The sequence below is a fragment of the Actinomadura rupiterrae genome, assembly GCF_024172125.1.
Lineage (GTDB): Bacteria > Actinomycetota > Actinomycetes > Streptosporangiales > Streptosporangiaceae > Spirillospora > Spirillospora rupiterrae.
In genome coordinates, this window is the sequence record NZ_JAMZEA010000005.1 from 563,321 (window position 1) to 584,365 (window position 21,045).

The following is a 21,045-nucleotide window of genomic DNA, read 5'->3' on the forward strand; positions in this document are numbered from 1 at the left end:
GAGCCGCTGGCAGGCTCGGCGGGGCGTCCGCGTGTTCGGGCTCAACCGATGGGCGTGGCGTTGCTCCAGACGTGGGCAAGGCTGGCGAGGTAGGTGCTGGCTAGGTCGCCGTCCGTGGTGTGCCGGACGTGCAGGACAGGAGCATCAGACGCGGCGACCCCGTAGGCATGGTTGTTGACGAGGACGTCGTTATCGGCGCGGTAGATCGAGTTGTAGAGCACGGTGTCGTGAAGCCGGATCTCGACGTTCGGAGCATCGCGGAGCGGTTCGTACAAGACGAGGGCGTTGCGGATCTTGGCTGAGAGGGAGTCGCCGACGCGTTCGTCGTCGCCGCGCTCCCGGATGTGCGAGCCGTCCGGGTTGCCGAGGAGGAGGCGGACGAGGACGCCAGCTCGGGCGCGCTCGGCGAGGGCGCGGACGATGCCGGAGTCCTCGGCGAGGAAGAGGCTGGCGTAGGCGAGGATGTCGATCTCGCGGCGGGCACTCTCGAAGTGGCGCAACCAGACGGCGCGAGGGACGGCCCAGCGGTGCGGGTAAGCGCCGAGGATGAGCACGGGCGGGGGCTCGGGTGCCGTGTGCTGGACGGCGAGGTTCGGCCAGATGAGCACCTCGTCGAGGTTGAGCAGTTCGGCGAGGTTCCTGCGGTGGCGCGGGTAGGGGACGCGGCCGTCGATCCAGCGCCGGACGGTCTTGGGGTCGACGCCGAGACGGCGCGCCACCTGGTCATGGGTGAGGCGTGCATCGGCGAGGGCGCTGCGCAACAGGTCGTTCAACGGACCTCCCGGAGCTGGGGCTACGCCCGACGCTAACAGAAGACGTCCCTAGACGTCCCTAGTTGCCGATGGAGACGTCCCGGCGAGCGGACGAACCTCTTGCACAAGCCCGCCGGGTCACCGCCCACGGCGTCCGACCCGGCAAGCTCCCCCATCCGTGACCTGCGACGAGGAGTCGTCATGTCCTTCGACCGGCCGTGCAGCGGAGACCGCTCCGCGCCTCCGACACGTCCCGAGTCCAAGCCGCCCACTCGTGCGAACAGGAGCACTGACGCCGACGACCAGAGGCTTACTGACCTGCGCGAGGAGTTCGGCGGGCACCGCATCTGGCGTTCCCCGCATCGGGACGGCGGCCTCGGATGCTGGGTCGCTTCCTTGCACGACCCGACGCAGGGCGTAGACCCGACGCTCATCTGTGACACCGCCGATCAGTTGCGGGATGCCTTGCTGGAGGAGAGGGAGCGCGCGGCGGGACGAGGTGACCACTAGTGACCGCACTCGGAGCTAACCCGTCCGACAACGGACCGGCGAACTTCGCCACTGCCTACCAGCCGATTCCGGAGCATGAGCCGTTGGCATTCCGCATGCCCCGCGCGCTCGGCAACGCGTGGACGGACATCCAGGCGCGTCGTCACCTCAACCGGCTTGAGCGGCGTCTCAACCGGCTCGGCTGGGAGTCGGCGCGCCGGTACGAGTGCTCTCCTCCGCTGCTGCGGATCTTCTCCGAGGCCGCGCCGCACATCGGAGAGCACCTCGCGGCCGTCCGTGGGCCGGACCGCTGGTCGTACTGGACCAGCACCGGGGCATACCTCGCCGACTGCAAGGATCCGGCCGACGCGGCGCATGCGCTGACCACGCGCCTGGGGCCGTGGTTGGTCGCAGTGCTGACAGCGAAGCCGGTCCAGGACTGATGTCCCGTCCGGCCGGTAGGCATCGCCGGACGCGGCGTCCGGCGTGTGCTCGCACCATGAACGACGCGGCGGGGCGGACGGCGTCCACTGGGATCTCCCACCTCAGCGGACCATCCCGTCCCGTCGCGTCCCCAAGCCCGCTCCCGCCCGTTCACGAGTGGAGCGGCGGCCGCCATCGTCGCAGCCTCGCGCGACGCGTCCTCGGCGCGTTGGTGGACCTGGGATGACACCGGACACCCCCTCCAGGCGGGAGGCTCGGAGCTTCGACTCCGAGCCTCCCGCACGTGTGCCTGACGAACGGGCGAGGACTCCGTGGGGCACCTACAAGCGCATCGCCGTCGTCCTGCGCAACCGGATCACGGACGGGACATACCCACTGGGCTCCCGTCTGCCAGGTGAGCACGCACTGTGTGCGGAGTTCGCGACCACGCGTAACACCGTTCGCCGCGCACTGGAGACGCTCCAGTCCGAGGGGCTGATCGAAGTGCATGCGGGCATGGGCCGGTTTGTCTGCGACCTCGACGCTGGGCAGCGCTCAACCGTCCGTCCGCGCTACAAGCACATCGCCGCTGACCTGCGCGCCCAGATCGAGAACGGTGATCTTCCGCCTGGCACATCTCTACCGAGCGAACGGGAACTGTGTGAGCGCTACGGGTGCGTCCGGTTCACCATCCGGCAGGCTCTTGCTCAGCTGGAGGCCGACGGGCTTGTTGAGGCGATGCAGGGCAGGGGACGTTTCGTGACGTCAAGACGTCCCTAGATGATCCTTTGACGTCCGTGGATGTCCGGACCCGCGCGCCTACCGTCGAGAACATGAACAACACAGCCAAGTGGGCGCGGGAACTCGCGCGGGACCACCTTGAGGCACCGCTCCCGCGCCGATGGGCGCACACTCAGGGCGTAGCGCAACAGGCTCGCAGTCTCGCCCCGATCCTCGGCGAGAGCGCCGACCTCCTCGAAGCCGCCGCTTGGCTGCACGACATCGGCTACGCGCCCGACCTGGTCGTCACCGGCTTCCACCCCCTCGACGGAGCGCGCTACCTCCGCGACGCCCACCATGCCGACGATCACTTGTGTCGCCTTGTCGCCCACCACTCATGCGCCATGATCGAAGCCCGCGAACGCGGCCTCGCCGACGAACTCGCCGAAGAGTTCGGCGCTACGCCTCCCGACCTCACCAAGGCGCTCATCTACTGCGACATGACAACCAGCCCAGACGGTGAACACCTACCGGTTGAGGAGCGGCTCGCCGAGATCCTGTCGCGTTATGGAGACGGACACCTTGTATCCCGCTGGATTGCACAGTCATCTCCAAGCCTGATTGACGCCGTTCACCATGTACGCGAAGAGCTGAACTTGCATCTCTAAGCCAGAGGATCAATGAGGCGGTATGCGAAAATGACACAAACTCGCCCTATTCTTTCGAGGCGGATTTGCGCTTGCGACAATCAGCCACATCAACATAGAGAGTGCAGTCAAACGGCATTTGCAGTTTAACTTTGTCCAAGTATTCCCTCACTTCCTCCGGTTCACGTTCGTGACACATGACAAAATATGTCCCGTGAGTTGTGCCCGCCGACGACATGTACCTAGCCAATTGAACCAACAGGCCATGTTTTATTCCTGAAAGATCATGATCCTTCTTGAACTCGATAATGTTGGACGCGTTCCCCAGCGTCAGAGTGAAATCAGTCGGCCCAGATCCATGGTCGGCGTTAGGTTACACACTTACGCGCAAGGAGCTAAAGGCGAAATTTGCACACAGTCGATACAATGCTTGATGACGAGATTCATGTGCTGGCCTCCCTGCCCCATCATACAGATGCCGCCAAAGTCCATGTTCACGTATGGCATGCTTGAATCGGTCGAAAGAGTCAGCAATTGCGCACTGCAGCATCTCCACGTCGGGAACGCCCTCAAAGGAAACGTGCGGTAGGATTCTATCCAGACTCGCTGGCGCTAGGCCACTCGAAGGTATCGCCCATCGTTCCTCGAGATCTATTACACGCTCTTGGGCGGCAAGCATTGTGAGCATCGGATCGCGATACCCAGCAGCCACGAGATCGAATTTATCGACAGAGGTTCGGCGTCCCAGGACGAGGGAAACGTCATCCTCTTCTCGCATATTTGCGCTAGCCGTACCAGTTATTCGACACTCGGGACGTGTCGCACCGACGATCTCCTCACCGGTCCTTAGGCGTATCCGGGCCCACTGTTGCCCGTCACCAAGTTCGACGTATTGAGTAACTCCGCAGTTGATGAACCAGTCTCCGACTTCTGGAGTTTCGAGACTGATGTCCCTGGCTCCGGTGAGCCGGATCAAATCCCCGACAACAGCACCCGCGATGCTGCTCAGGCGAAGTTCCCTCATGGGAGCCGATGCGTCAAGATTCCAAACACTCTCGAATATTCCTTGACCGAGCAGGGATAGTGCAGACTGTAGAATATTGGCTCGAGCGTAGTATGCTTGAATTCGCAGGTTTGGATCCCCGTGAGCTTCGATCTCATTCCAGGCCATGCTATTCCCGTCAGCAAATAATGGGCTGCCTTGAATGTTCCATGTAATGCGTGAGTCGCATTCTCATCGACCTGTCCATTTTCGCACTCAGGACCTCTTTAGGGGCAATCCAAAGCACGTCGCGGGATTCGGCGCTAGGGCGGGGTGTGCCGCCGGTTGGGCGGGCGGTGAGCAGGATCGAGAACTCTTGCCGGACCTCGTCGTTGCTCGTGTAGTGGATGACGTGTTTGGGGTCGGAGTAGAGGCCGACGAGGCCGGTGATCTCGCAGTCGATGCCGGTTTCTTCTTTGGTTTCGCGGATGGCTGCCTCGGCGATGGACTCGCCGAGGTCGATCGCGCCACCGGGGAGGGCCCAGTTGTCATTGTCGGTGCGGCGGATCATGAGGATCTCGCCCTTGTCGTTGGTGACGACGACGTTGACGGACGGGACGAGGCTGTTGGCTTTGGGGGCGTTCGGGTCGTCGTAGTAGTCGATCCTGCGGCCCATGCTCACGCCTCCGGTGCCAGGGGTTTCGCGCCTTCCCAGACGCGTTCGAAGCTCTCACGGTAGGTGCTGACGATCTCGCCGCCCGGAATCCTGCGCAGGTGCCAGAACGGCGCGTTGTTCGCCGGGACGCCGTAGACGTGCGTGTTGACGAACAACTCGTCATCGGCGAAGTAGATCGAGTTGTAGAGGACCGTGCTGTGAAGCCGGAACTCCACACCCTCGACGGCGCGGAGCGGCTTGTAGAGGGAGATGACGCTACGGACCTTGGCGGGCATGGCCTCGCCGATGCCCTCGTCTGCGCCGCGCTCGGCGACCTGTGACGCTTCGGGGTCTCCGAGGAGGATGCGGATGCGGACGCCGGTTCGGGCCTTGTCGGCTAGGAGGCGTTGGACGCCGCCGTCTTCGGCGAGGAACAGGCCGCTGTAGACCAAGATCCCGATCTCGGTCTGCGCTTCGGTGAAGAGACGTCCCCATGTGTCCCGGGGGACGGCCCAGCGGTGCGGGTAGATCGTCACGATCTCGCTCGTGGACGCCGACGCCACCTGTTCGGTGCTGAGCGCGTTCGGCCACAGGTATGTCTCGTCCACGCCGAGGAACGAAGCCACAGCTAGACGCGTACGCCGGTAAGGCTCGCGGTCCTTGGTCACCCAGCGCTCGACCGTCTTGGGATCGACGCCGACCTCTTCGGCGAGCGCGGCGATCGTGACGCGCTTCTGAAGGAGCGCGGCGCGTAGGCGTTCGTTCGGCATGCACCCGTCCGGGACTGGGACGACTCAAGGACGTCTCAGCCTACGGAGACGTCTTGAACACGTCCAGTCATGTGGTGATCTCGTCCCGCCACCTGGGCGCACTCTCGGTCACGTAAGGCACATCACCGCCCGAGCCGCCCCCGCCGGACACGGGCCTTACGCGAGGGAGCCCCCCCATGTACTACCTCGGAAACACTCTGGACGGCTGGCAGCGCCGTTGCCCCTGCGGCGCGAACGCCACCACCAACTACGGCCAGTGCCGCAAGTGCCGTGCCCGCACCCGCTACGCCGCCAACCGCGCGCGGCGCTTCGGCCGGTTCTTCCGGACGGGACGGTGAGCGTGATGATCCTCGTCCTTGTCGCGATCGTCGCCGTCTTCTTCGCCGGAAGCGTCTGCGGGATCTTCGCGCTCATCGTGCTCGGCATCCACGCCGAGGAGCGCCGCGCCCGCACCACCCACGCCCCCAGCACGGTCGGAACCGTCTCGCGCCGCCTGCTCACCACCCGGACCGGCGAGAAAACGCCGGAAAAGGTCGGTCGATGAGGACGGCCCGGATGCCCCGCGTCATCACGGGACAGTCCTGCACCTGCGGCGCGCGTATCGAGCCCGGTAACCGGCGCTGTCGCAAGTGCCGCGCCCGGGCTCGCTACGCGCGCCGGCGGGAGGGCTCCCGCTACCCCGACCTGTGGAACTGAGGAGGCCGCCTCATGACCGTCACCGTTCCGCTCGTGGTCCTGGTCGGCGCGGCCGTGTGGGTCGCCTGGCGCTACATCGGCCTGCGGGTCTGGCACCTGGTCCTGTGTCTGGTGTTCGGCTTCCTGCTGGCCTCCAGCACCGCCGCGCCCGGCATCAACCGCCTGCTCACCGGACTCGTCCGGATGATCACCACCAAGCACTGACCGCCCCGACTCGAAGGAGGGATGCCCAGTGCCCAACACGCCCCCGTCCAACACGCTCAGCCTCACGGAGGTCCGCGAGAAGAACCGCATCGCCCGAGAGATCATCGCCTACCTCGACGACGCCCTTCCTTCGCTGGCCGAACTGTGGTCGCGCGTCTACGCCGCCCTCGCCGACACCCTCAAGTTGATCGTGGAGATCAACCGCCTCAGCGCCGCCAACCGCATGCTCCGCGAGGACTACGCCAACCTCCTCGCCGCCGCCCGCGCCACCCTGGGCGCGGCCGACGAGGGCACCGACCCCGAACCGCTCTACTACCTGCGCGACGAGGTCACCGCCCAACAGCAGCGCCACCGGGACGACACATGAGCGCTCGCAACGCGCAGATGCGACGACACGCGCGGAAGATGCGCCGCAACGGCCTACAGCCCATGGTCGTCATCGACGCCAACGACCGGCTTCCCGACCTGGTCGCCGTGGTCATCGCGCGGGGCGTGTGGCGCTACCGCTCCGAACTCGCCCCGCCTGCTCTCGCGCTGACGCTGTTCGTGGTGGGCGCGTCGCTTCACGTCGCACACTCGGCGTGGTGGTGGGGCATCCTTGTCGGCACGACGGCCGCGGCATGGCTGGTCGTGCTGTTCGGCGGACGCATCGGACTGTCGCTGCGTGCCGAGCGGTACTACGCCGCAGCCGTTGTCATGGCGGCCGGCGGATGGCTTACGTCCGCCGTGGGCCTCGGTGTGCTGTACGGGCCTCTCCCGCAACTCCTCGCCGTAGAGACAGTCGTCCTCGGCGTCCCGTGGTGGGCGCACCGCAGACGACGCGCACGCGTCCGCGTCGAGCGGCAGCTCTCCGCGTGGCCGGAGATCTCCAAAGACATCGGCCTGCCAGGCTCGCGGCTGCAATCGGCCGTGGTGGACGTCTGGGGATGGCGCGCCCGCTTCGCCCTCGCGCGCGGCCAGACCATCCAGGCCGCGATCGGCAAGATTCCCGCGATCGAGTCCGCTCTCGGCACCTTCCGGGGAGCCGTCCGCGTCCTCCCGACCAGGGACGACAAGGCCAACCGGTTCGAACTCCGCGTCCTCAACATCGATCCGCACGCCGATGCGATCCCGTGGCCTGGGCCAACTGTGTCGAGCATCAACGAGCCCATCGACCTCGGGCCGTTCGAGGACGCCTCACCGTGCCGTGTGCTGTTCGTACGACGTCATGGCCTGTTCGGAGGCGTGGCAGGGTCCGGCAAGAGCGGCGGGATCAATGTCCTCATGGGCAACCTCACCGCCTGCCGGGACGTCGTGATCTGGGGCATCGACCTCAAACGCGGGATGGAGCTACAGCCGTGGGCCTCCTGCATCGACCGCCTCGCCGTCACACCGGAACAGGCCAAAGCGTTGCTCCAAGACGCCGAAGCGATCCTCGAAGGCCGCGCCGACTCTCTCGCCCGGACCGGAAAGCGCGTGTGGGAGCCGTCCCCGCAGATGCCGGCGCTCGTGATCATCGTGGACGAATACGCCGAACTCGCCGACGACGCACCCGAGGCCGCCTCACACAGCGACTCGATCGCGCGACGCGGACGCGCGGTCGCCGTCCAGCTCGTTGCCGCGACGCAACGTCCGACACAGAAGGCCATGGGACGCGGCGCGGTCCGCTCCCAGATGGACATCCGGGTCAGCTTCCGCGTCCGCGAGAGCAAAGACGTCGATCTCATCCTCGGGCAAGGCATGCTTACCTCGGGATGGCACGCGCACAAGCTCAACGCCCCTGGCAAGTTCCTCCTGTCCGCACCCGAACACGACGTGCCCCGACGCGCCCGTGCCTACCTCCTCACCGACGACGTGGTTCGCGAGACCGCAGCACGGCACGCTCAGTTCCGTCCGGTGCTGGACGAGGTCTCGCAGCGTGCCTTGGAGGAGGCCGCGACGCGCGTCCTGAGCACGACTCAGACGACCGCGGGAACGCATTCGCCTACAGGCGAAGCCGAGGAGCGGGACGGCGCGGAGCAGGCTCTTCGAACCATGCTCGAACACGCACCCGAAGACGGGACGCCCATCGCCCATCTCGTCAGCGGCACGGGCAAGAGCCGAAGGTGGGTTTACTACCAACTCACCAATGAGGCGAACGCCGGACGCGCCGTCCAGGTCAGCCGAGGACGCTGGCGCGCCACCTCCTCCAAAAGCCACCCTCTGTAGTCGTGCACCGGCTAGTGCAATGCACGAACTTCACGCGCGTCTGCACGTAAGGACGCGGATGCACATTGCACATGCACGAACAAGGCGTCCCGAAGCATCACCAAGAGTGACGAGAGGAGGTGATACCCAACGCCGAGACGCTCCCGCCGTGTGCCAAGCCCTCCGGAGTGGGCGGAGCGTCAGATGAAGAACGCTCCCCCGCGCTCCCCCGCGTGGGTCCGCTCCGTGGCGAGGATCTACGGCCTCGAAGTAGCCGAGACCAGCGATGAACGGCAGAGCAGAGATGAACGCACCCGTTGACGAACCGGCGCGAGGCCCGAGGGAATGCTCCTCGGGCCTCGTCAATGCTGCGGAAGGGCTACTCCTCTTCACGCCAAACAGGGTCGATCAGGTCCGGGTCGAACCGCTGTCCGGGCTTCGCCGGGTGGATGACCACAGCCGTCAGGCTCTGCGCGATCGCAGCCTGCCTCTGGTCGAGGGTGAAGTCCGGGTCCTCCCACTTCGCCTCAAGGTCGAGGATCGCCTCGCTCCGCTGAGCCCGTTCCGCCTCATGGCGCTTCTTGTCCGCGCGGAGCGCCCGCTCCTCGCTCTCCAGGCGTTCCAGCATGGGGAAGAACCGCGAACCGGAGATCTGGCGCGCCTCGTAGGCGTCCTGTGCCTCTTTGATCTGGCTCTGAACATCCTTGAGTGCCTGCTCATTGGGCCACGGAGGAAGATCCCCGAGCTTCACGAACTGCCGCCGCTTGTGCTCCGCGATCACGAGGGCGGTGATGTATTCGTCCACCTTGGCAGCGGTGCGCGAACATCCTCCGCACCCGCCATCAGACGTCGAACGGCACGCGTAGACGGCCACCTTGGTGCCCTTTGGGCCCGGTCGGCTACCACCGCGCATCTTCGACGTGCAGCGCCCGCAGCGGATGAACGGCGAGAGAAGGTACTTGTACGGATGCCCGCGTCCGTCTCTCGGGTTCGTGCGCGGATAGTGCTTGAGGACGGCGGAGACCTCTTCGAACTCGTCCACGGTGAAGGGAGCCTCCCACTCACCACGCACGGGGTTGCCGTCCCTGTCCCGGAGCACCTCCCCCAGATACGTCTTGTAGCCGCAGAGCCGGGGGTTGGTGAAGATCTGCTCGACGATCCGCGCCGTCCACTGCCGACCGGTGACCTTCCCGGTAGCGGACGGGATCTGCCGGGCGTTCCACTCCCTCGCCAGTGTGCGGGGCTTCACGCCTGCCACAAGGCGGGGGCGTCCTTCTCGAAGGTGGATCACCTCGTCCTCGCGAAGGCGCTTCTTGTCGGCCTCCCACCCGAACAGCCTGTTCGCACCGCCAGAGTTCCGTCCCTTGAGGGCCGCGCGGCGCTTGCCGGTCGAGATGCGGCGAGAGAGGTTGCGCGACTCAAGGTTCCGTTGGTTGACCTCGTTCCGCGCCATGGCGATGCCCGCGTCGGTGGTGAGATCGAGGTATCCCGTCATCCCGACCACGAGCACGCCGTAGTGCTCCACCAGGTCGATGAGGTCTTCGAGATCGCGCGGATCGCGCATCCCACGGTCGATGTTGGGGAGAGCGAGGGCGTTGTAGGTGCCCCGCCGCAGTTCGGCCATCATCGCGTCCCAGTCGGGCCGGATGACGCGGTAGGCGTACGTCCCGTCCTCCAGCCGGACGCGCTTCTTCTTGAACGCGGACGTGTCGTTCTCCGCGTACTTCGCTCCGATGCGTCCGCCGATGTCGAGTGCGAACGGTTCCAGGTCCTCAAGCTGGTTGGTGACCTGCTCTTCCTCGCCCGTCGCATCCTCGGACTCGCGGGCGAGAGAGCCCAGACCAGTTGATCCGTGTCGATGTCGAGTTCGGGCTGATCTGGGTGATCGCGGTGGTGTTCCTCGTGTACTTCGCGCTGCATCCCGTCCAGGAAGTGCTCGGCGTCAAATAGTGGCGTCCGCGCGTGAGCAGGGGGTAAGGAACTAACGGAACGCTGACCCCCGGCGTGAAAGGCGTGGCTGCCCGTGTCCCTGCCCGAGCCCCCCGGCGAGCCCTCACCGCGCGGCCATGTGCTGCTCGCGCCCGACCGGTTCCGGGGGGCGCTGCCCGCCGTGGAGGTGTCGCGGCGGCTGGCCGCCGGGCTGCGGCTCGCGCGGCCGGACGTGCCGGTCGTGGAGCTGCCGGTGTCCGGCGGCGGGGACGGGACGGCGGAGGCCGCGGTCGCGGCGGGGTTCCGCCGGATCGAGGTGAAGGTGTGCGGGCCGGCCGGGCGGCCCGTCCCCGCGTCGCTGGCGTTCGACGGCCGGTGCGCGGTGGTGGAGGTCGGTGAGGCGGCGGGGCCGCGGCGGCTGCCGGACGGTCCGCCGCGCCCGCTGTCGGCGACCACGGTCGGCGTGGGGCAGCTGATCGCGCACGCGCTGCGGCTCGGGGCGCGGCGGATCGTGCTGTCGGCGGGGGCGTCGGCGGCGCCGGACGGCGGCGCGGGGCTGTTCCAGGGGCTCGGCGGGCGGCTGCTGGACGGCCTGGGGCGCGAGCTGCCGCTCGGCGGGGCCGCGCTGCGCTCGCTGCACGCGCTCGATCTGCGCGGCCTTCCGGACCTTTCCGGCGTCACGATCACGCTCGTCGGCGATACAGGCCGTCCGCTGCTGGGACGGGCGGGGGCGGTCGCGTCCGTCCTGTCGGGCGGGACGGCGCACGAGCTGGGGCGGACGCAGGCGCGGATCCTGGAGGCCGGGCTGCTGCGCTGGGCCGACCTCGCCGAGTCGGTGAGCCGGCGGCGGGCGCGCGAGCTACCGGGCGCGGGCGCGGCGGGCGGCGCGGGGTTCGCGGCGCTGACGCTGCTCGGCGCGACCGTGGAGGCCGGGCCCGGGACGGTCCTGGATCTGATCGACTTCGCGGGCCGGGCGCGCGGCGCGCGGCTGGTGGTGACCGGCGCGGAGGCCATCGACACGGGCACGCTCCGTGGCGGCGTGGCGGCCTCGGTGGCGCGCGCGGCGGCCCGGGCGGGCGTCCCGGCGGTCGCGGTGGCCGGACGGCGGGGGCTGACCGGCGAGCGGCTGCGCCGGGCGCGGATCCAGGCGGTCTACGCGCTCGCCGACATCGACCCGGCGCTGTCCCGGGCGCCCAACACCGCAGGTCCGCTGCTGGAGCGGCTCACCGTGGCGATCGCGGACGAGTGGCTCCCGCCCGTGGGGGCGCGGTTCTGACCCGCCCGGACCGGCCTTTACATACTGTCAGCCGATTCGGGAATGACCATACATACTGGACATGGCACGCAGGTGCCGGCAGACCTCACCCTTGAGGCGTACCAGCTGGTCACAACCTGTCAGCGTTGACGGAGGGCAACATGAAGGTCGGCGTTCCGCGCGAGATCAAGAACCACGAGTACCGCGTCGCCATCACCCCCGCCGGGGTGCACGAGCTGACCCGGAACGGGCACGAGGTGTTCGTCGAGCGCGGCGCCGGCGAGGGCTCGGCGATCCTCGACGACGACTACACCTCGGCCGGGGCGAAGATCCTGGAGAGCGCCGACGAGGTGTGGGCCGAGGGCGACCTGATCCTCAAGGTCAAGGAGCCGATCAAGGCCGAGTACCACCGGATGCGCGACGGCCAGACCCTGTTCACCTACCTGCACCTGGCCGCGTCCCGCGAGTGCACCGAGGCGCTGCTGGACGCCGGCGTCACCGCGATCGCCTACGAGACCGTCCAGCTGCCGGACCGGTCGCTGCCGCTGCTCGCCCCGATGTCGGAGGTCGCGGGACGGCTCGCCCCGCAGGTCGGCGCGTACAACCTGATGAAGTTCAACGGCGGGCGCGGCGTGCTGCCCGGCGGCGTGCCGGGTGTCGCCCCGGCCAAGGTCGTGGTCATCGGCGGCGGCGTGTCCGGGCTGAACGCCGCGCAGATCGCCGTCGGCATGGGCGCGGACGTGACCATCCTGGACGTCAACGTCGACCGGCTCCGGCACATCGACGCGATCTACCAGGGCCGGCTGAAGACCCTGGTCTCCAACGCCTACACGCTCGAAGAGCAGTGCCGGGAGGCCGACCTGGTGATCGGCGCGGTGCTGATCCCCGGCGCGAAGGCCCCGAAGCTGGTCTCCAACCACCTCGTCGCGCACATGAAGTCCGGCTCGGTGCTGGTGGACATCGCGATCGACCAGGGCGGCTGCTTCGAGGACTCCCGTCCGACCACGCACGCCGACCCGACCTTCAAGGTGCACGACTCGGTCTTCTACTGCGTGGCCAACATGCCGGGCTCGGTGCCGAACACCTCCACCTACGCCCTCACCAACGTAACGCTCCCCTACGCGGTCTCCATCGCGAACAAGGGCTGGAAGGACGCCCTGATCGCCGACCGCGCCCTCGCCCTCGGCCTCAACACGCACGCGGGCAGCCTCGTCTACGACCACGTCGCCGAGGCGCACGGCATGAACCACGTGTCCCTGGAGTCCGTCCTCGCCTGACCCGCGGTTCCCGAACCCGCCGCCCTCGTCGGCCCCTAGACCCGACGGCCCTCGTCCGATGCCTCCCCACAGGCGGTGGACGGGGGCCGTCGTCATGTCCGCGCCAGGGCGTGGCCCGGCCTCGGGGCCGGGTCGGGCCGACCCGTAGGGTGTCCCCCATGGGGGAACTGATCATCCTTCGGCACGGTGAGACCGAGTGGAGCCGGGACCGGCGGCACACGGGACGCACCGACATCCCGCTCACCGCCAAGGGCGAGGAGCAGGCACGCGCCCTGGTCCCGGCGCTCGCCGAGCTGCGTCCGGCGCGGGTGGTGGCGAGCCCGGCCGAACGGGCCCAGCGGACGGCCGAGCTGGCCGGCCTCACCGTGGACGAGACCGACGCCGACCTGTGGGAATGGGACTACGGCGGCTACGAGGGCATCACCAGCGCCGAGATCCGCGAGGGCCGTCCCGGCTGGTACCTGTGGGACGACGGCGTGATCCCCGGCGACGCCGAGCATCCGGGCGAGACCGTCGAGCAGGTCGGAAAGCGCGCCGACCGCGTGCTGGAGCGCGTCCGGCCGCTGCTGGCCGAGGGGGACGTCGCCCTGGTCGCGCACGGGCACGTCCTGCGCGTCCTCACCGCGCGGTGGCTCGGCCTGGACCCGACCGAGGGACGCCTTTTCGCGCTGAGCACGGGCACGGTCTCGACGCTCGGCACCGAGCACGAGCGACCGGTCGTCACGTCCTGGAACGTCCCGCCCGCGTAGGCGGCGAGCCTTCCTGGAACGTCCCGCGTTCCTGGCCGTCCCACCTTCCTGGCCGTCCCGCCTGGCCGTCCCGCCTGGCCGTCCAGCCTGGCCGTCCAGCCTTCCTAGGCGTCCGGCAGGGTGCCGGTGCGGAGGCGGCCCAGGAGGGCGCCGAGTTCGGCTTCGGTGGTCGGGTCGTCCCAGAGCCAGACCGGGACGGCGCGCAGCCAGCGGCCGTGCGGGTCGAGCAGCTGCCCGGCCATCTTGACCGGCCAGAGCGTCACCGTGCGGTCGGTGACGCGCAGCTCCGGGAACCGCCGGACGAGCGCCTGCTCGACGGCGTGGATGCCGTCCATCGACCGCAGCCAAACGTTGACCAGCAGGTTGTCGGCGCCGGTCAGCGAGGCGCAGAGCCGGGTCTCGCGCAGCCCGGCGAGCAGCGCCACGATCCGCGCCGCCTCCCCCGCGGGCGCGCTCAGCCACAGGTAGGCGGCGACGGGCCAGCCGGACAGGTCGCGCGCCACCTCGCAGCGGAACGCCAGCCCGCCGTCCGCCTCCATGCGCGCCAGCCGCCGCCGCACCGTGGACGGGCTGAGCCCGGTCCGCGCGGCGAGTTCGGCGACGGAGGCGCGGCAGTCCTGCGCCAGAACGCGCGCCAGTTCGAGGTCGCCGGGACGCATCGGACGAGGTTCGGCCGGACGGTTCGGGCCGTCCCCCAGCAGGATCCGGCGCTGCTCCTCGTTCAGCCGGTCCAGCCGCCACCGGCTGCCCTCGGCGTGCAGGGTCGTCGCGATCTGGGTGCGGGTCGCCGCGACGCCCGGCAGGCGGCCGAGCCGGAACCCGACGTACCGGGCCAGCTCGGCCTGGTCCCGGCAGACCAGGGTGAGCAGCAGGTCGCGGCCGCCGGTGACGTGCTCCAGGTTGAACACGTTCGGGTCCTCCACCAGCGCGGCGGCGACCTCGTGCAGCCGCCCGGGCGCGCAGTCGACCTCGACGAACGCGCTCAGCCAGGTCTGGTCGCCGACGTGCAGCGGGAAGCAGGTGAGCCAGGCCAGCCCGGCGCCGGTCAGCCGGGCCCAGCGGCGCGCGGCGGTCGAGCCGTCCACGCCGAGCGCCGCGCCGATCCGCCGCCAGTCGGCACGCGGCGCGGTCTGGAGCGCGGTGACGAGCAGGTGGTCGAGATCGTCCAGCCGGACGGGCGCGCCTGTGGCGGATGTCGGCAATTGATCACCTGGTTCCGGTGGATTGCTGCGTTCGACGGCCCGGGATGGGCGGTGATCCTCACGATATCGCCATGTCTCTCCTCTCTGACAGCGATGACCTGCGGGAAGACCTCACCGCGCTGCGCCGCGCGCTGCACCGGGAACCGGAGATCGGGCTCGACCTGCCGCGCACCCAGGAGAAGGTGCTCGCCGCCCTGGACGGCCTGCCGCTGGAGATCACGCTCGGCCGCGCGCTGACCTCGGTGACGGCCGTCCTGCGCGGCGGACGGCCCGGTCCCGCCGTGCTGCTGCGCGGGGACATGGACGCGCTGCCCGTCCGCGAGGAGACGGGCCTGGACTACGCGGCGTCCGGCGGCGCCATGCACGCCTGCGGGCACGACCTGCACACCGCCGGCCTGGTCGGCGCGGCGCGCCTGCTCGCCGCCCGGCGCGAGGCGCTCGCCGGGGACGTGGTGTTCATGTTCCAGCCCGGCGAGGAGGGCCTCGGCGGCGCGAAGCTGATGATCGACGAGGGCGTCCTGGACGCGGCCCGGACGCGGGTGATCGGCGCCTACGCGCTGCACGTCTTCTCCAACACGCTGCCGCGCGGCATCGCGGTCAGCCGCCCGGGCCCGATCCTCGCGGCGTCCGACCAGGTGAGCGTGGTGGTGCGGGGTCGCGGCGGGCACGGGTCGTCCCCGCACACCGCCAAGGACCCGGTGCCCGCGCTCTGCGCGATGGTCACCGCGCTCCAGACCATGGTCACCCGCGACCTGGACGCCATGGACCCGGCCGTCGTCACTGTCGGGAGGCTCCGCGCGGGCAGCGCCGGGAACGTCATCCCGGACACCGCGGAGTTCGTCGCGACCGTCCGGTCCTTCTCGGAGGACGCGCACCGCCGCGTCCGCGCGGGGATCGAGCGGGTGGTGCGCGGCATCGCGGACGCGCACGGCGTCGGAGTGGAGATCGACTACGACGAGATGTACCCGGTGACGGTCAACGACGCCGCCGAGGCCGCGTTCGCACTGGACGCGGCGGGCGAGCTGCTCGGCGCGGGCCGCGTGTTCACCGCCCCGCGCCCGGTGGCCGGCTCGGAGGACTTCGCGTTCGTCCTGAACGAGGTGCCGGGCGCCTTCCTCGGCCTCGGCGCCTGCCCGCCGGACATCGACCCGGCGACCGCGCCCATGAACCACTCGGCGCACGCGCGCTTCGACGACGCCGTCCTGCCGGACGCCGCCGCCTTGCTCGCCGACCTGGCCGTCCGCCGCCTCTCCCGCGCCTCCGAAACCCCCACGAACGCGGACGCGGGCACGACCACGGGCGCGAGCGCGGGGGCGGCCACGGACGGGGCCACGAAGGCGGGCGCGGACGCGGGGCGGGCTGCGTGACCGGGGTCCTGCCCCGGTCCGAGGAGGCGGCGGACGGGGAGGCGCCGGGGGCCCGGTCGGTCACCGCCGTGGTCGGGCTGCTGGTGCTGTTCGAGCTGGTCAGCGGCATCCTCCAGACCGGGATCGGGCCGCTGCTGCCAGCGATCGGCGACCGGTTCGCGGTGTCGGACGCGACGGTGAACTGGGTGGTCTCGGTGCAGCTGCTCGCCGCCGCCGTCTGCGTCCCGGCGTTCGGGCGCCTCGGCGACCTGCACGGGCACCGGCGGATGCTGCGGATCGCGCTGGTCTCGGTCGCGGCGGGCTCGGTGATCGTCGCCGCCGCGCCGTCCTTCCCGGTGCTGCTGGCGGGCCGGGTGCTCCAGGGGCCGCTGGCCGCGCTGCTGCCGCTGGAGATCGCGCTCGTCCGGGACCGGCTGCCCACGGACCTCGCCCGGCGCGCGATCGCCCGCCTGGTCGGAGCCCTGACGCTGGGCGGGCTGCTCGGCGGCGTCGGCCTCGCGCTCGCCGACAAGGCGTTCGGGGACGTCCGCATGGCGCTGTGGCTGGCGGCGCTCCTCGCCGTGGTCTGCGTGCCGGTCTCGTTCGTCGCGGTGCCCGAGTCGGCGCGGCGCGCGGACGGCCGGGTGGACTGGCCCGGCGTCGTCCTGCTCAGCCTGTCGATGATCGCGCTGCTGGGCGGGGTGGGCGCGGCCGGACGGTCCGGATGGGGTTCGGCGGCGACGCTGCTGCCCGTCCTGGCGGGGCTGCTCCTGCTCGCGGTGTGGACGGTCGTGGAGCTGCGCGTCCGGGAGCCGCTGGTGGACCTGCGCGCCATGGCCGGACGCCGCGTGGCGCCGGTCTACCTGACCTCGTTCGTGTTCGGCGTGGTGTTCTTCGGCAGCCAGGCCCCGAACGCGACGTTCTTCGCGGCCGATCCGGACCGCGCCGGGTACGGGTTCGGGATGTCCGCGATCGCGATCTCGGCGGCGCTGCTGCCGGGTGTGGTGAGCAGCGTGGCCGGGTCGGCGCTGGCCGCGCGGCTGGCGGGACGGCTCGGATACGGCCGGGTGCTGGTCTGCGCGTACCTGCTGATCGCGGCCGCGTTCGCCGGGTTCGCGCTCGGGCACGGCTCGCTCGGCGTGATGATCGCGTTGTACGTGGTCGCGGGCTTCGGCATCGGCGCGGCGCTGAGCGCGATGCCGACCGTGATCGTCGAGGCGTCCGACCCGTCCCGCTCGGGGGTGGCGACCGCGCTCTACAACAACGTGAAGACGCTCGGCGGGGCGCTGGCGGGCGGGGTGTTCGGGACGCTGCTGGCCTCGTCCGGCGGGAGTTCGGCGCCCGAGGGCCGCTACGTCCTGGTATGGCTGCTGACCGGCGGCTGCGCTCTGATCGCCACCGGCGCGGTCCTGTTCGCCTCGTCCGCCCGCGTCCGCTGACCCCCGTCCGGGCCTGGCGCGCCCCGGGGCGGGAGCCGGCGGGCGCGGGCCGGGGTGGTTCCGGGAGGAGCGGGTAAGATACCCCCTGGGGGGTTTCCCCCGGGGGTATCGTGGCCGAACCCCCGCACCGCCGGCGACTGTGAGGACGACGATGGCGACCAGCGAGACCCCGACCCGCGGCTACACCGCCACCAAGGACCAGCTGCAGACGCGGCTGCGCCGGATCGAGGGCCAGGTGCGCGGGATCGAGCGGATGGTCGAGGACGACCGGTACTGCATCGACATCCTTACGCAGATCAGTGCGATCCAGGCGGCGCTCGACAAGGTGGCGCTCGGGCTGCTCGACGGGCACGTCCGGCACTGCGTCGCCGAGGGCGCGCACGACGGGAAGTCCGACGAGATGAGCACCGAGCTGATGGCCGCCGTCGGCCGCCTCATGCGCCGCGGCTGACCCCCGCCGCGGGCCGCCATGCCCCGCGGCTGGCGCCTCCGCGGGCCGCCATGCGCCGCGGCTGACGCCTCCGCGGGCCGCCATGCGCCGGGGCTGACCCGGCCGCGGGGCGTCTCATAAGCCGCGGCCGCCCCCTCCGCCCCGGCCGGGGCCTCTTGATGTTCACGATTCGGCGTGGTGTGCTGCGAAAACCTTGAACTTCTGCGGGTTTGGGGCGTCCCGGGCCCGGCAAGGGGGCCGCCATGGCTGACGAGCAGCTGACCGGCGCCGAGCGTCCCGGCGCGCCGCCGGACCCGCCGGACGCGCCGGGCGGCGACCGGCTGGACCGCGGCGTCATCGTGCTCGGGCTGGTGGTCGTCTGCGGCACGGTGATGGCGATCCTCGACACCACCATCGTCAACGTGGCGCTCCGCACGCTCGGCGACGACTTCCACGCCGGGCTGTCCACGATCCAGTGGGTCGTCACCGGCTACCTGCTCGCGCTCGCGATGGTGATCCCGCTGACCGGCTGGGCCATCGACCGGTTCGGCGGACGCCGCGTCTGGATGACGTCGATCGCGCTGTTCGTCCTCGGGTCGGCGCTGGCCGGGTCGGCGTGGAACGTGGGCACGCTGATCGCGTTCCGGATCGTGCAGGGCCTCGGCGGCGGCATGCTGATGCCGACCGGGATGGCGATCCTGACCATGGCCGCCGGGCCGCGCCGGATGGGCCGCGTGATGAGCATCGTCGGCGTCCCGATGCTGCTCGGACCGGTGTTCGGGCCGGTCATCGGCGGGTACCTGGTCGAGCGCGCGGACTGGCGGTGGATCTTCTTCGTGAACCTTCCGGTCGGCGCGCTCGCGCTGCTGCTGGCCTGGTGGAAGATCCCCGGCGGACGGCCCCGGGAGGACGGCGCGGCGCTCGACCTGCGCGGCATGCTGCTGCTGTCGCCGGGGTTCGTGCTGCTGATCTACGGGCTGTCCCGGGCGAGCGGAGGCGGCGGGTTCGGCCAGGCGTCCACGATCGCGTGGCTGGCCACCGGGGGCGTGCTCGTCGCGGCGTTCATCGCGCACGCCGCGCTGCGCGGCGACCGGGCGCTGATCGACGTCCGGCTCTACCGGGACCGGACGTACGCGACCGCGTCCGCCGTGGCGTTCCTGGTCGGCACCGTCCTGCTCGGCTCGATGCTGCTGATCCCGCTGTACTACCAGGTCGGACGCGGCGAGGGCGCGCTCGCCGCCGGGCTGCTGATGGCGCCGCAGGGCCTCGGCGCGGCGGTGTCCATGCCGTTCGCCGGGATGCTCACCGACCGCCTCGGCGCGGGACGCGTCGTGCCCGTCGGGGTCGTCGTGCTGACGCTCGGGACCGTCCCGTTCACCCAGGTCCATGCCGATACGTCGTTCTGGCTGCTCGGCGCCGCGATGTTCGTCCGCGGCCTCGGGATCGGCGCGACCATGATGCCGTCCATGTCGGCGGCGGTCGCCACGCTGCGCCGGGACGCCGTCCCGCGCGCGACCAGCGCGCTCAACATCATCGTCCAGCTGGGCGGCTCGTTCGGGACGGCGCTGCTGGCGGTCGTCCTGTCCCGGGAGATCACCGCGCGCATGCCCGCCGCCGCGCGTGGTGCGACGGGCGGACGCGTCGGCGGCGAGATCCCGGAGAAGCTGCGCCCGCTGGTAGCGCCGCATCTCGCCCAGGCGTTCGCCACCACCTTCTGGGTCGCCCTCGCCCTGGGCGCGGCGCTGATCATCCCCGCGCTCCTACTCCCCCACCACGGCAACCGCGCCAGCAACGACGCGCCGCCGCCTGTGGCGTGAGCCGGGCCACGCGGTCACGCCCGAGCGGGACGACGGCCGTATGAGGGGGCAGGTCAGGAGGCGATGTCCCAGGCGGACGGGTCGGATTCGTGTTCGCGGATCAGGGCGCGGGCGCGGCGGGCGTCGGGGCTGTAGCGGTAGCGCTCGGGGACGACCCGGGTCGTCCGGTAGAGGCCCTTGAGGGTCAGGGTCGCGGCCAGGTCGGACGTCGGGAGGCCCGGCAGGCCGTACTTGCGGCGCGCCCAGCGCGGCAGCGTGGAGACGACGAGCAGCCCGACCGCCGGCGCGGCGAGCTTGAGCGGGACGAGCCGGCTCGGCAGGGCCGGGTTGAACATCCGGCGGAAGCCCTCCTTCGCCTCGTCGCACGCCCACACCACGCGGCGCATGTCGGCGTAGTAGTCGCGCATCTCGGCGACGCTGGACGGGACGTCCGCCGGGTCGAGGCCGACGACCTCGGCGGCGAGGCGCTGCTCGTCCACGAACCGGTCGGCGTCGGCGCGGCTCAGCGGGACGCCGGAGCGGCGCGCGACGTCCAGGTAGGAGTCGACCTCGCCCATGTGCACCCAGAGCAGGTTCTCCGGCTCGTCCACGCGGAACTCCTGGCCGGTGCGCATGTCCACGCCGGTGAGCTTGGAGTGCAGCTTGCGGATGCGGCGCCCGACGCGCTCGACCTCCTCGGTCGTCCCCCAGGTGCGGACGCGGACGAACTCGACCGTCCGGCCGAGCCGGGCCCACGCGGTCGCCGGGTCCATCAGCTCGGAGTTCTGGGCGGTGCCCCACATCGAGTGCGGGTGCAGGGCCTGGAGCAGCAGCGCGCGGATCCCGCCGACGATCAGCACCGGCTCGCCCATGACCCGCCAGGTCACCGACTCCGGCCCGAACAGCCCGAAGTCGTCGCCCGGGCCGTCCGGCCCGCCGTCCTGGAAGGCCAGGGCCTCGCCCGGGCCGCCGGCCTCCGAAGCGCGCGCGTCGGTCTCCATCGTCCGCCCCTTCCCGCACGGTTTCCGCGCCCTGCGGCGCCGCTCATGCCCCACGAGGTAACCACGGACGGCGCAGCAAGTACCCACTTATTTCCCGGATATGGCCCGCCTCACACC

Annotated in this window: 21 protein-coding genes and 1 pseudogene; 15 read left to right on the forward strand and 7 right to left on the reverse strand. The window is 70.3% G+C overall.

Features of this window, described 5'->3' with window-relative positions; all coding sequences use genetic code 11:
• Positions 1-41: 41 nt before the first annotated feature.
• Entirely contained in the window at positions 42-773 is a 732-nt protein-coding gene (locus FHU30_RS19380; protein WP_253877573.1) for an XRE family transcriptional regulator, read from the reverse strand.
• A gap of 488 nt (positions 774-1,261) precedes the next feature.
• On the opposite strand from FHU30_RS19380, the gene FHU30_RS19385 reads away from it, so the two are divergent.
• The 3 genes from FHU30_RS19385 (at position 1,262) to FHU30_RS19395 (ending at position 3,052) form a co-directional block, all read left to right on the forward strand.
• Positions 1,262-1,684 carry a hypothetical protein gene (locus tag FHU30_RS19385; RefSeq protein WP_253877575.1) on the forward strand — a complete coding sequence of 141 codons (423 nt, stop codon included), beginning with the start codon at positions 1,262-1,264 and terminating at the stop codon, positions 1,682-1,684.
• A 286-nt stretch (positions 1,685-1,970) separates the two neighbouring features.
• Positions 1,971-2,444, forward strand: a complete 474-nt coding sequence (locus FHU30_RS19390) for a GntR family transcriptional regulator (RefSeq protein ID WP_253877577.1) — start codon at positions 1,971-1,973, stop codon at positions 2,442-2,444.
• Between the two features lie 53 nt (positions 2,445-2,497).
• On the forward strand, positions 2,498-3,052 hold the full coding sequence (locus FHU30_RS19395) for an HD domain-containing protein (RefSeq protein ID WP_253877579.1): 555 nt from the start codon (positions 2,498-2,500) through the stop codon (positions 3,050-3,052).
• Between the two features lie 46 nt (positions 3,053-3,098).
• On the opposite strand, the pseudogene FHU30_RS47910 reads toward FHU30_RS19395, so the two are convergent.
• The 3 genes and pseudogenes from FHU30_RS47910 to FHU30_RS19405 form a co-directional block, all read right to left on the reverse strand.
• Positions 3,099-4,202 (reverse strand): annotated as a pseudogene (locus tag FHU30_RS47910) (DUF8371 domain-containing protein).
• Positions 4,203-4,212: 10 nt separating this feature from the next.
• Positions 4,213-4,689: an NUDIX domain-containing protein gene (locus tag FHU30_RS19400; RefSeq protein WP_253877581.1), complete on the reverse strand. Its 477-nt coding sequence runs from the start codon at positions 4,687-4,689 to the stop codon at positions 4,213-4,215.
• Between the two features lie 2 nt (positions 4,690-4,691).
• Positions 4,692-5,438, reverse strand: coding sequence for a helix-turn-helix domain-containing protein (locus tag FHU30_RS19405; protein WP_253877583.1), 747 nt, complete (start codon positions 5,436-5,438; stop codon positions 4,692-4,694).
• A 176-nt stretch (positions 5,439-5,614) separates the two neighbouring features.
• On the opposite strand from FHU30_RS19405, the gene FHU30_RS19410 reads away from it, so the two are divergent.
• The 5 genes from FHU30_RS19410 to FHU30_RS19430 all read left to right on the forward strand — a co-directional run bounded on the left by FHU30_RS19410 (position 5,615) and on the right by FHU30_RS19430 (position 8,525).
• Entirely contained in the window at positions 5,615-5,776 is a 162-nt protein-coding gene (locus FHU30_RS19410; RefSeq protein ID WP_253877585.1) for a hypothetical protein, read from the forward strand.
• Positions 5,777-5,781: 5 nt separating this feature from the next.
• On the forward strand, positions 5,782-5,982 hold the full coding sequence (locus FHU30_RS19415) for a hypothetical protein (protein ID WP_253877587.1): 201 nt from the start codon (positions 5,782-5,784) through the stop codon (positions 5,980-5,982).
• A gap of 164 nt (positions 5,983-6,146) precedes the next feature.
• Positions 6,147-6,338, forward strand: a complete 192-nt coding sequence (locus tag FHU30_RS19420; RefSeq protein ID WP_253877589.1) for a hypothetical protein — start codon at positions 6,147-6,149, stop codon at positions 6,336-6,338.
• 28 nt (positions 6,339-6,366) lie between these two features.
• Positions 6,367-6,705: a hypothetical protein gene (locus FHU30_RS19425; RefSeq protein ID WP_253877591.1), complete on the forward strand. Its 339-nt coding sequence runs from the start codon at positions 6,367-6,369 to the stop codon at positions 6,703-6,705.
• The gene (locus tag FHU30_RS19430; protein ID WP_253877593.1) at positions 6,702-8,525 is read left to right on the forward strand and encodes a cell division protein FtsK; all 1,824 of its coding nucleotides are present in this window, start codon (positions 6,702-6,704) and stop codon (positions 8,523-8,525) included. The genes FHU30_RS19425 and FHU30_RS19430 overlap by 4 nt, the downstream gene beginning before the upstream one ends.
• 358 nt (positions 8,526-8,883) lie before the next feature.
• Here the strand turns inward: FHU30_RS19430 and FHU30_RS19435 are convergent, their stop codons facing one another.
• The gene (locus tag FHU30_RS19435; RefSeq protein ID WP_301323408.1) at positions 8,884-10,344 is read right to left on the reverse strand and encodes a recombinase family protein; all 1,461 of its coding nucleotides are present in this window, start codon (positions 10,342-10,344) and stop codon (positions 8,884-8,886) included.
• A 183-nt stretch (positions 10,345-10,527) separates the two neighbouring features.
• On the opposite strand from FHU30_RS19435, the gene FHU30_RS19440 reads away from it, so the two are divergent.
• From FHU30_RS19440 to FHU30_RS19450, 3 genes are all read left to right on the forward strand, one after another.
• Positions 10,528-11,709, forward strand: a complete 1,182-nt coding sequence (locus FHU30_RS19440; RefSeq protein ID WP_253877594.1) for a glycerate kinase — start codon at positions 10,528-10,530, stop codon at positions 11,707-11,709.
• Positions 11,710-11,849: 140 nt separating this feature from the next.
• Entirely contained in the window at positions 11,850-12,965 is a 1,116-nt protein-coding gene (gene ald, locus FHU30_RS19445; RefSeq protein ID WP_253877595.1) for an alanine dehydrogenase, read from the forward strand.
• Positions 12,966-13,123: 158 nt separating this feature from the next.
• Positions 13,124-13,714, forward strand: coding sequence for a histidine phosphatase family protein (locus tag FHU30_RS19450; RefSeq protein WP_253877596.1), 591 nt, complete (start codon positions 13,124-13,126; stop codon positions 13,712-13,714).
• A gap of 104 nt (positions 13,715-13,818) precedes the next feature.
• On the opposite strand, the gene FHU30_RS19455 is transcribed toward FHU30_RS19450, so the two are convergent.
• Positions 13,819-14,916 (reverse strand): Lrp/AsnC family transcriptional regulator, encoded by a 1,098-nt coding sequence (locus tag FHU30_RS19455; protein WP_253877597.1) that lies wholly within the window; start codon positions 14,914-14,916, stop codon positions 13,819-13,821.
• A 71-nt stretch (positions 14,917-14,987) separates the two neighbouring features.
• Between FHU30_RS19455 and FHU30_RS19460 the strand changes: the two genes are divergently transcribed.
• The 4 genes from FHU30_RS19460 (at position 14,988) to FHU30_RS19475 (ending at position 19,948) form a co-directional block, all read left to right on the forward strand.
• The gene (locus FHU30_RS19460; protein ID WP_253877598.1) at positions 14,988-16,283 is read left to right on the forward strand and encodes a M20 metallopeptidase family protein; all 1,296 of its coding nucleotides are present in this window, start codon (positions 14,988-14,990) and stop codon (positions 16,281-16,283) included.
• Positions 16,280-17,701, forward strand: coding sequence for an MFS transporter (locus tag FHU30_RS19465; protein WP_253877599.1), 1,422 nt, complete (start codon positions 16,280-16,282; stop codon positions 17,699-17,701). The genes FHU30_RS19460 and FHU30_RS19465 overlap by 4 nt, the downstream gene beginning before the upstream one ends.
• Positions 17,702-17,852: 151 nt before the next feature.
• Positions 17,853-18,152 (forward strand): metal-sensitive transcriptional regulator, encoded by a 300-nt coding sequence (locus FHU30_RS19470; protein WP_253877600.1) that lies wholly within the window; start codon positions 17,853-17,855, stop codon positions 18,150-18,152.
• Between the two features lie 242 nt (positions 18,153-18,394).
• Positions 18,395-19,948, forward strand: a complete 1,554-nt coding sequence (locus FHU30_RS19475) for an MDR family MFS transporter (RefSeq protein ID WP_253877602.1) — start codon at positions 18,395-18,397, stop codon at positions 19,946-19,948.
• Between the two features lie 53 nt (positions 19,949-20,001).
• Here the strand turns inward: FHU30_RS19475 and FHU30_RS19480 are convergent, their stop codons facing one another.
• Complete coding sequence (locus FHU30_RS19480; protein ID WP_253877604.1) at positions 20,002-20,928, reverse strand: oxygenase MpaB family protein; 927 nt, start codon at positions 20,926-20,928, stop codon at positions 20,002-20,004.
• Positions 20,929-21,045: the final 117 nt, after the last annotated feature.

Excerpts from the sequence above, each read along its gene's own strand:
- FHU30_RS19395 (WP_253877579.1), top strand. The coding sequence starts at position 2,498 with ATGAACAACACAGCCAAGTGGGCGCGGGAACTCGCGCGGGACCACCTT.
- FHU30_RS19400 (WP_253877581.1), bottom strand. The coding sequence starts at position 4,689 with ATGGGCCGCAGGATCGACTACTACGACGACCCGAACGCCCCCAAAGCC.
- FHU30_RS19405 (WP_253877583.1), bottom strand. The coding sequence starts at position 5,438 with ATGCCGAACGAACGCCTACGCGCCGCGCTCCTTCAGAAGCGCGTCACG.
- FHU30_RS19410 (WP_253877585.1), top strand. The coding sequence starts at position 5,615 with ATGTACTACCTCGGAAACACTCTGGACGGCTGGCAGCGCCGTTGCCCC.
- FHU30_RS19415 (WP_253877587.1), top strand. The coding sequence starts at position 5,782 with ATGATCCTCGTCCTTGTCGCGATCGTCGCCGTCTTCTTCGCCGGAAGC.
- FHU30_RS19420 (WP_253877589.1), top strand. The coding sequence starts at position 6,147 with ATGACCGTCACCGTTCCGCTCGTGGTCCTGGTCGGCGCGGCCGTGTGG.
- FHU30_RS19430 (WP_253877593.1), top strand. The coding sequence starts at position 6,702 with ATGAGCGCTCGCAACGCGCAGATGCGACGACACGCGCGGAAGATGCGC.
- ald (WP_253877595.1), top strand. The coding sequence starts at position 11,850 with ATGAAGGTCGGCGTTCCGCGCGAGATCAAGAACCACGAGTACCGCGTC.
- FHU30_RS19450 (WP_253877596.1), top strand. The coding sequence starts at position 13,124 with ATGGGGGAACTGATCATCCTTCGGCACGGTGAGACCGAGTGGAGCCGG.
- FHU30_RS19460 (WP_253877598.1), top strand. The coding sequence starts at position 14,988 with ATGTCTCTCCTCTCTGACAGCGATGACCTGCGGGAAGACCTCACCGCG.
- FHU30_RS19470 (WP_253877600.1), top strand. The coding sequence starts at position 17,853 with ATGGCGACCAGCGAGACCCCGACCCGCGGCTACACCGCCACCAAGGAC.
- FHU30_RS19475 (WP_253877602.1), top strand. The coding sequence starts at position 18,395 with ATGGCTGACGAGCAGCTGACCGGCGCCGAGCGTCCCGGCGCGCCGCCG.
- FHU30_RS19480 (WP_253877604.1), bottom strand. The coding sequence starts at position 20,928 with ATGGAGACCGACGCGCGCGCTTCGGAGGCCGGCGGCCCGGGCGAGGCC.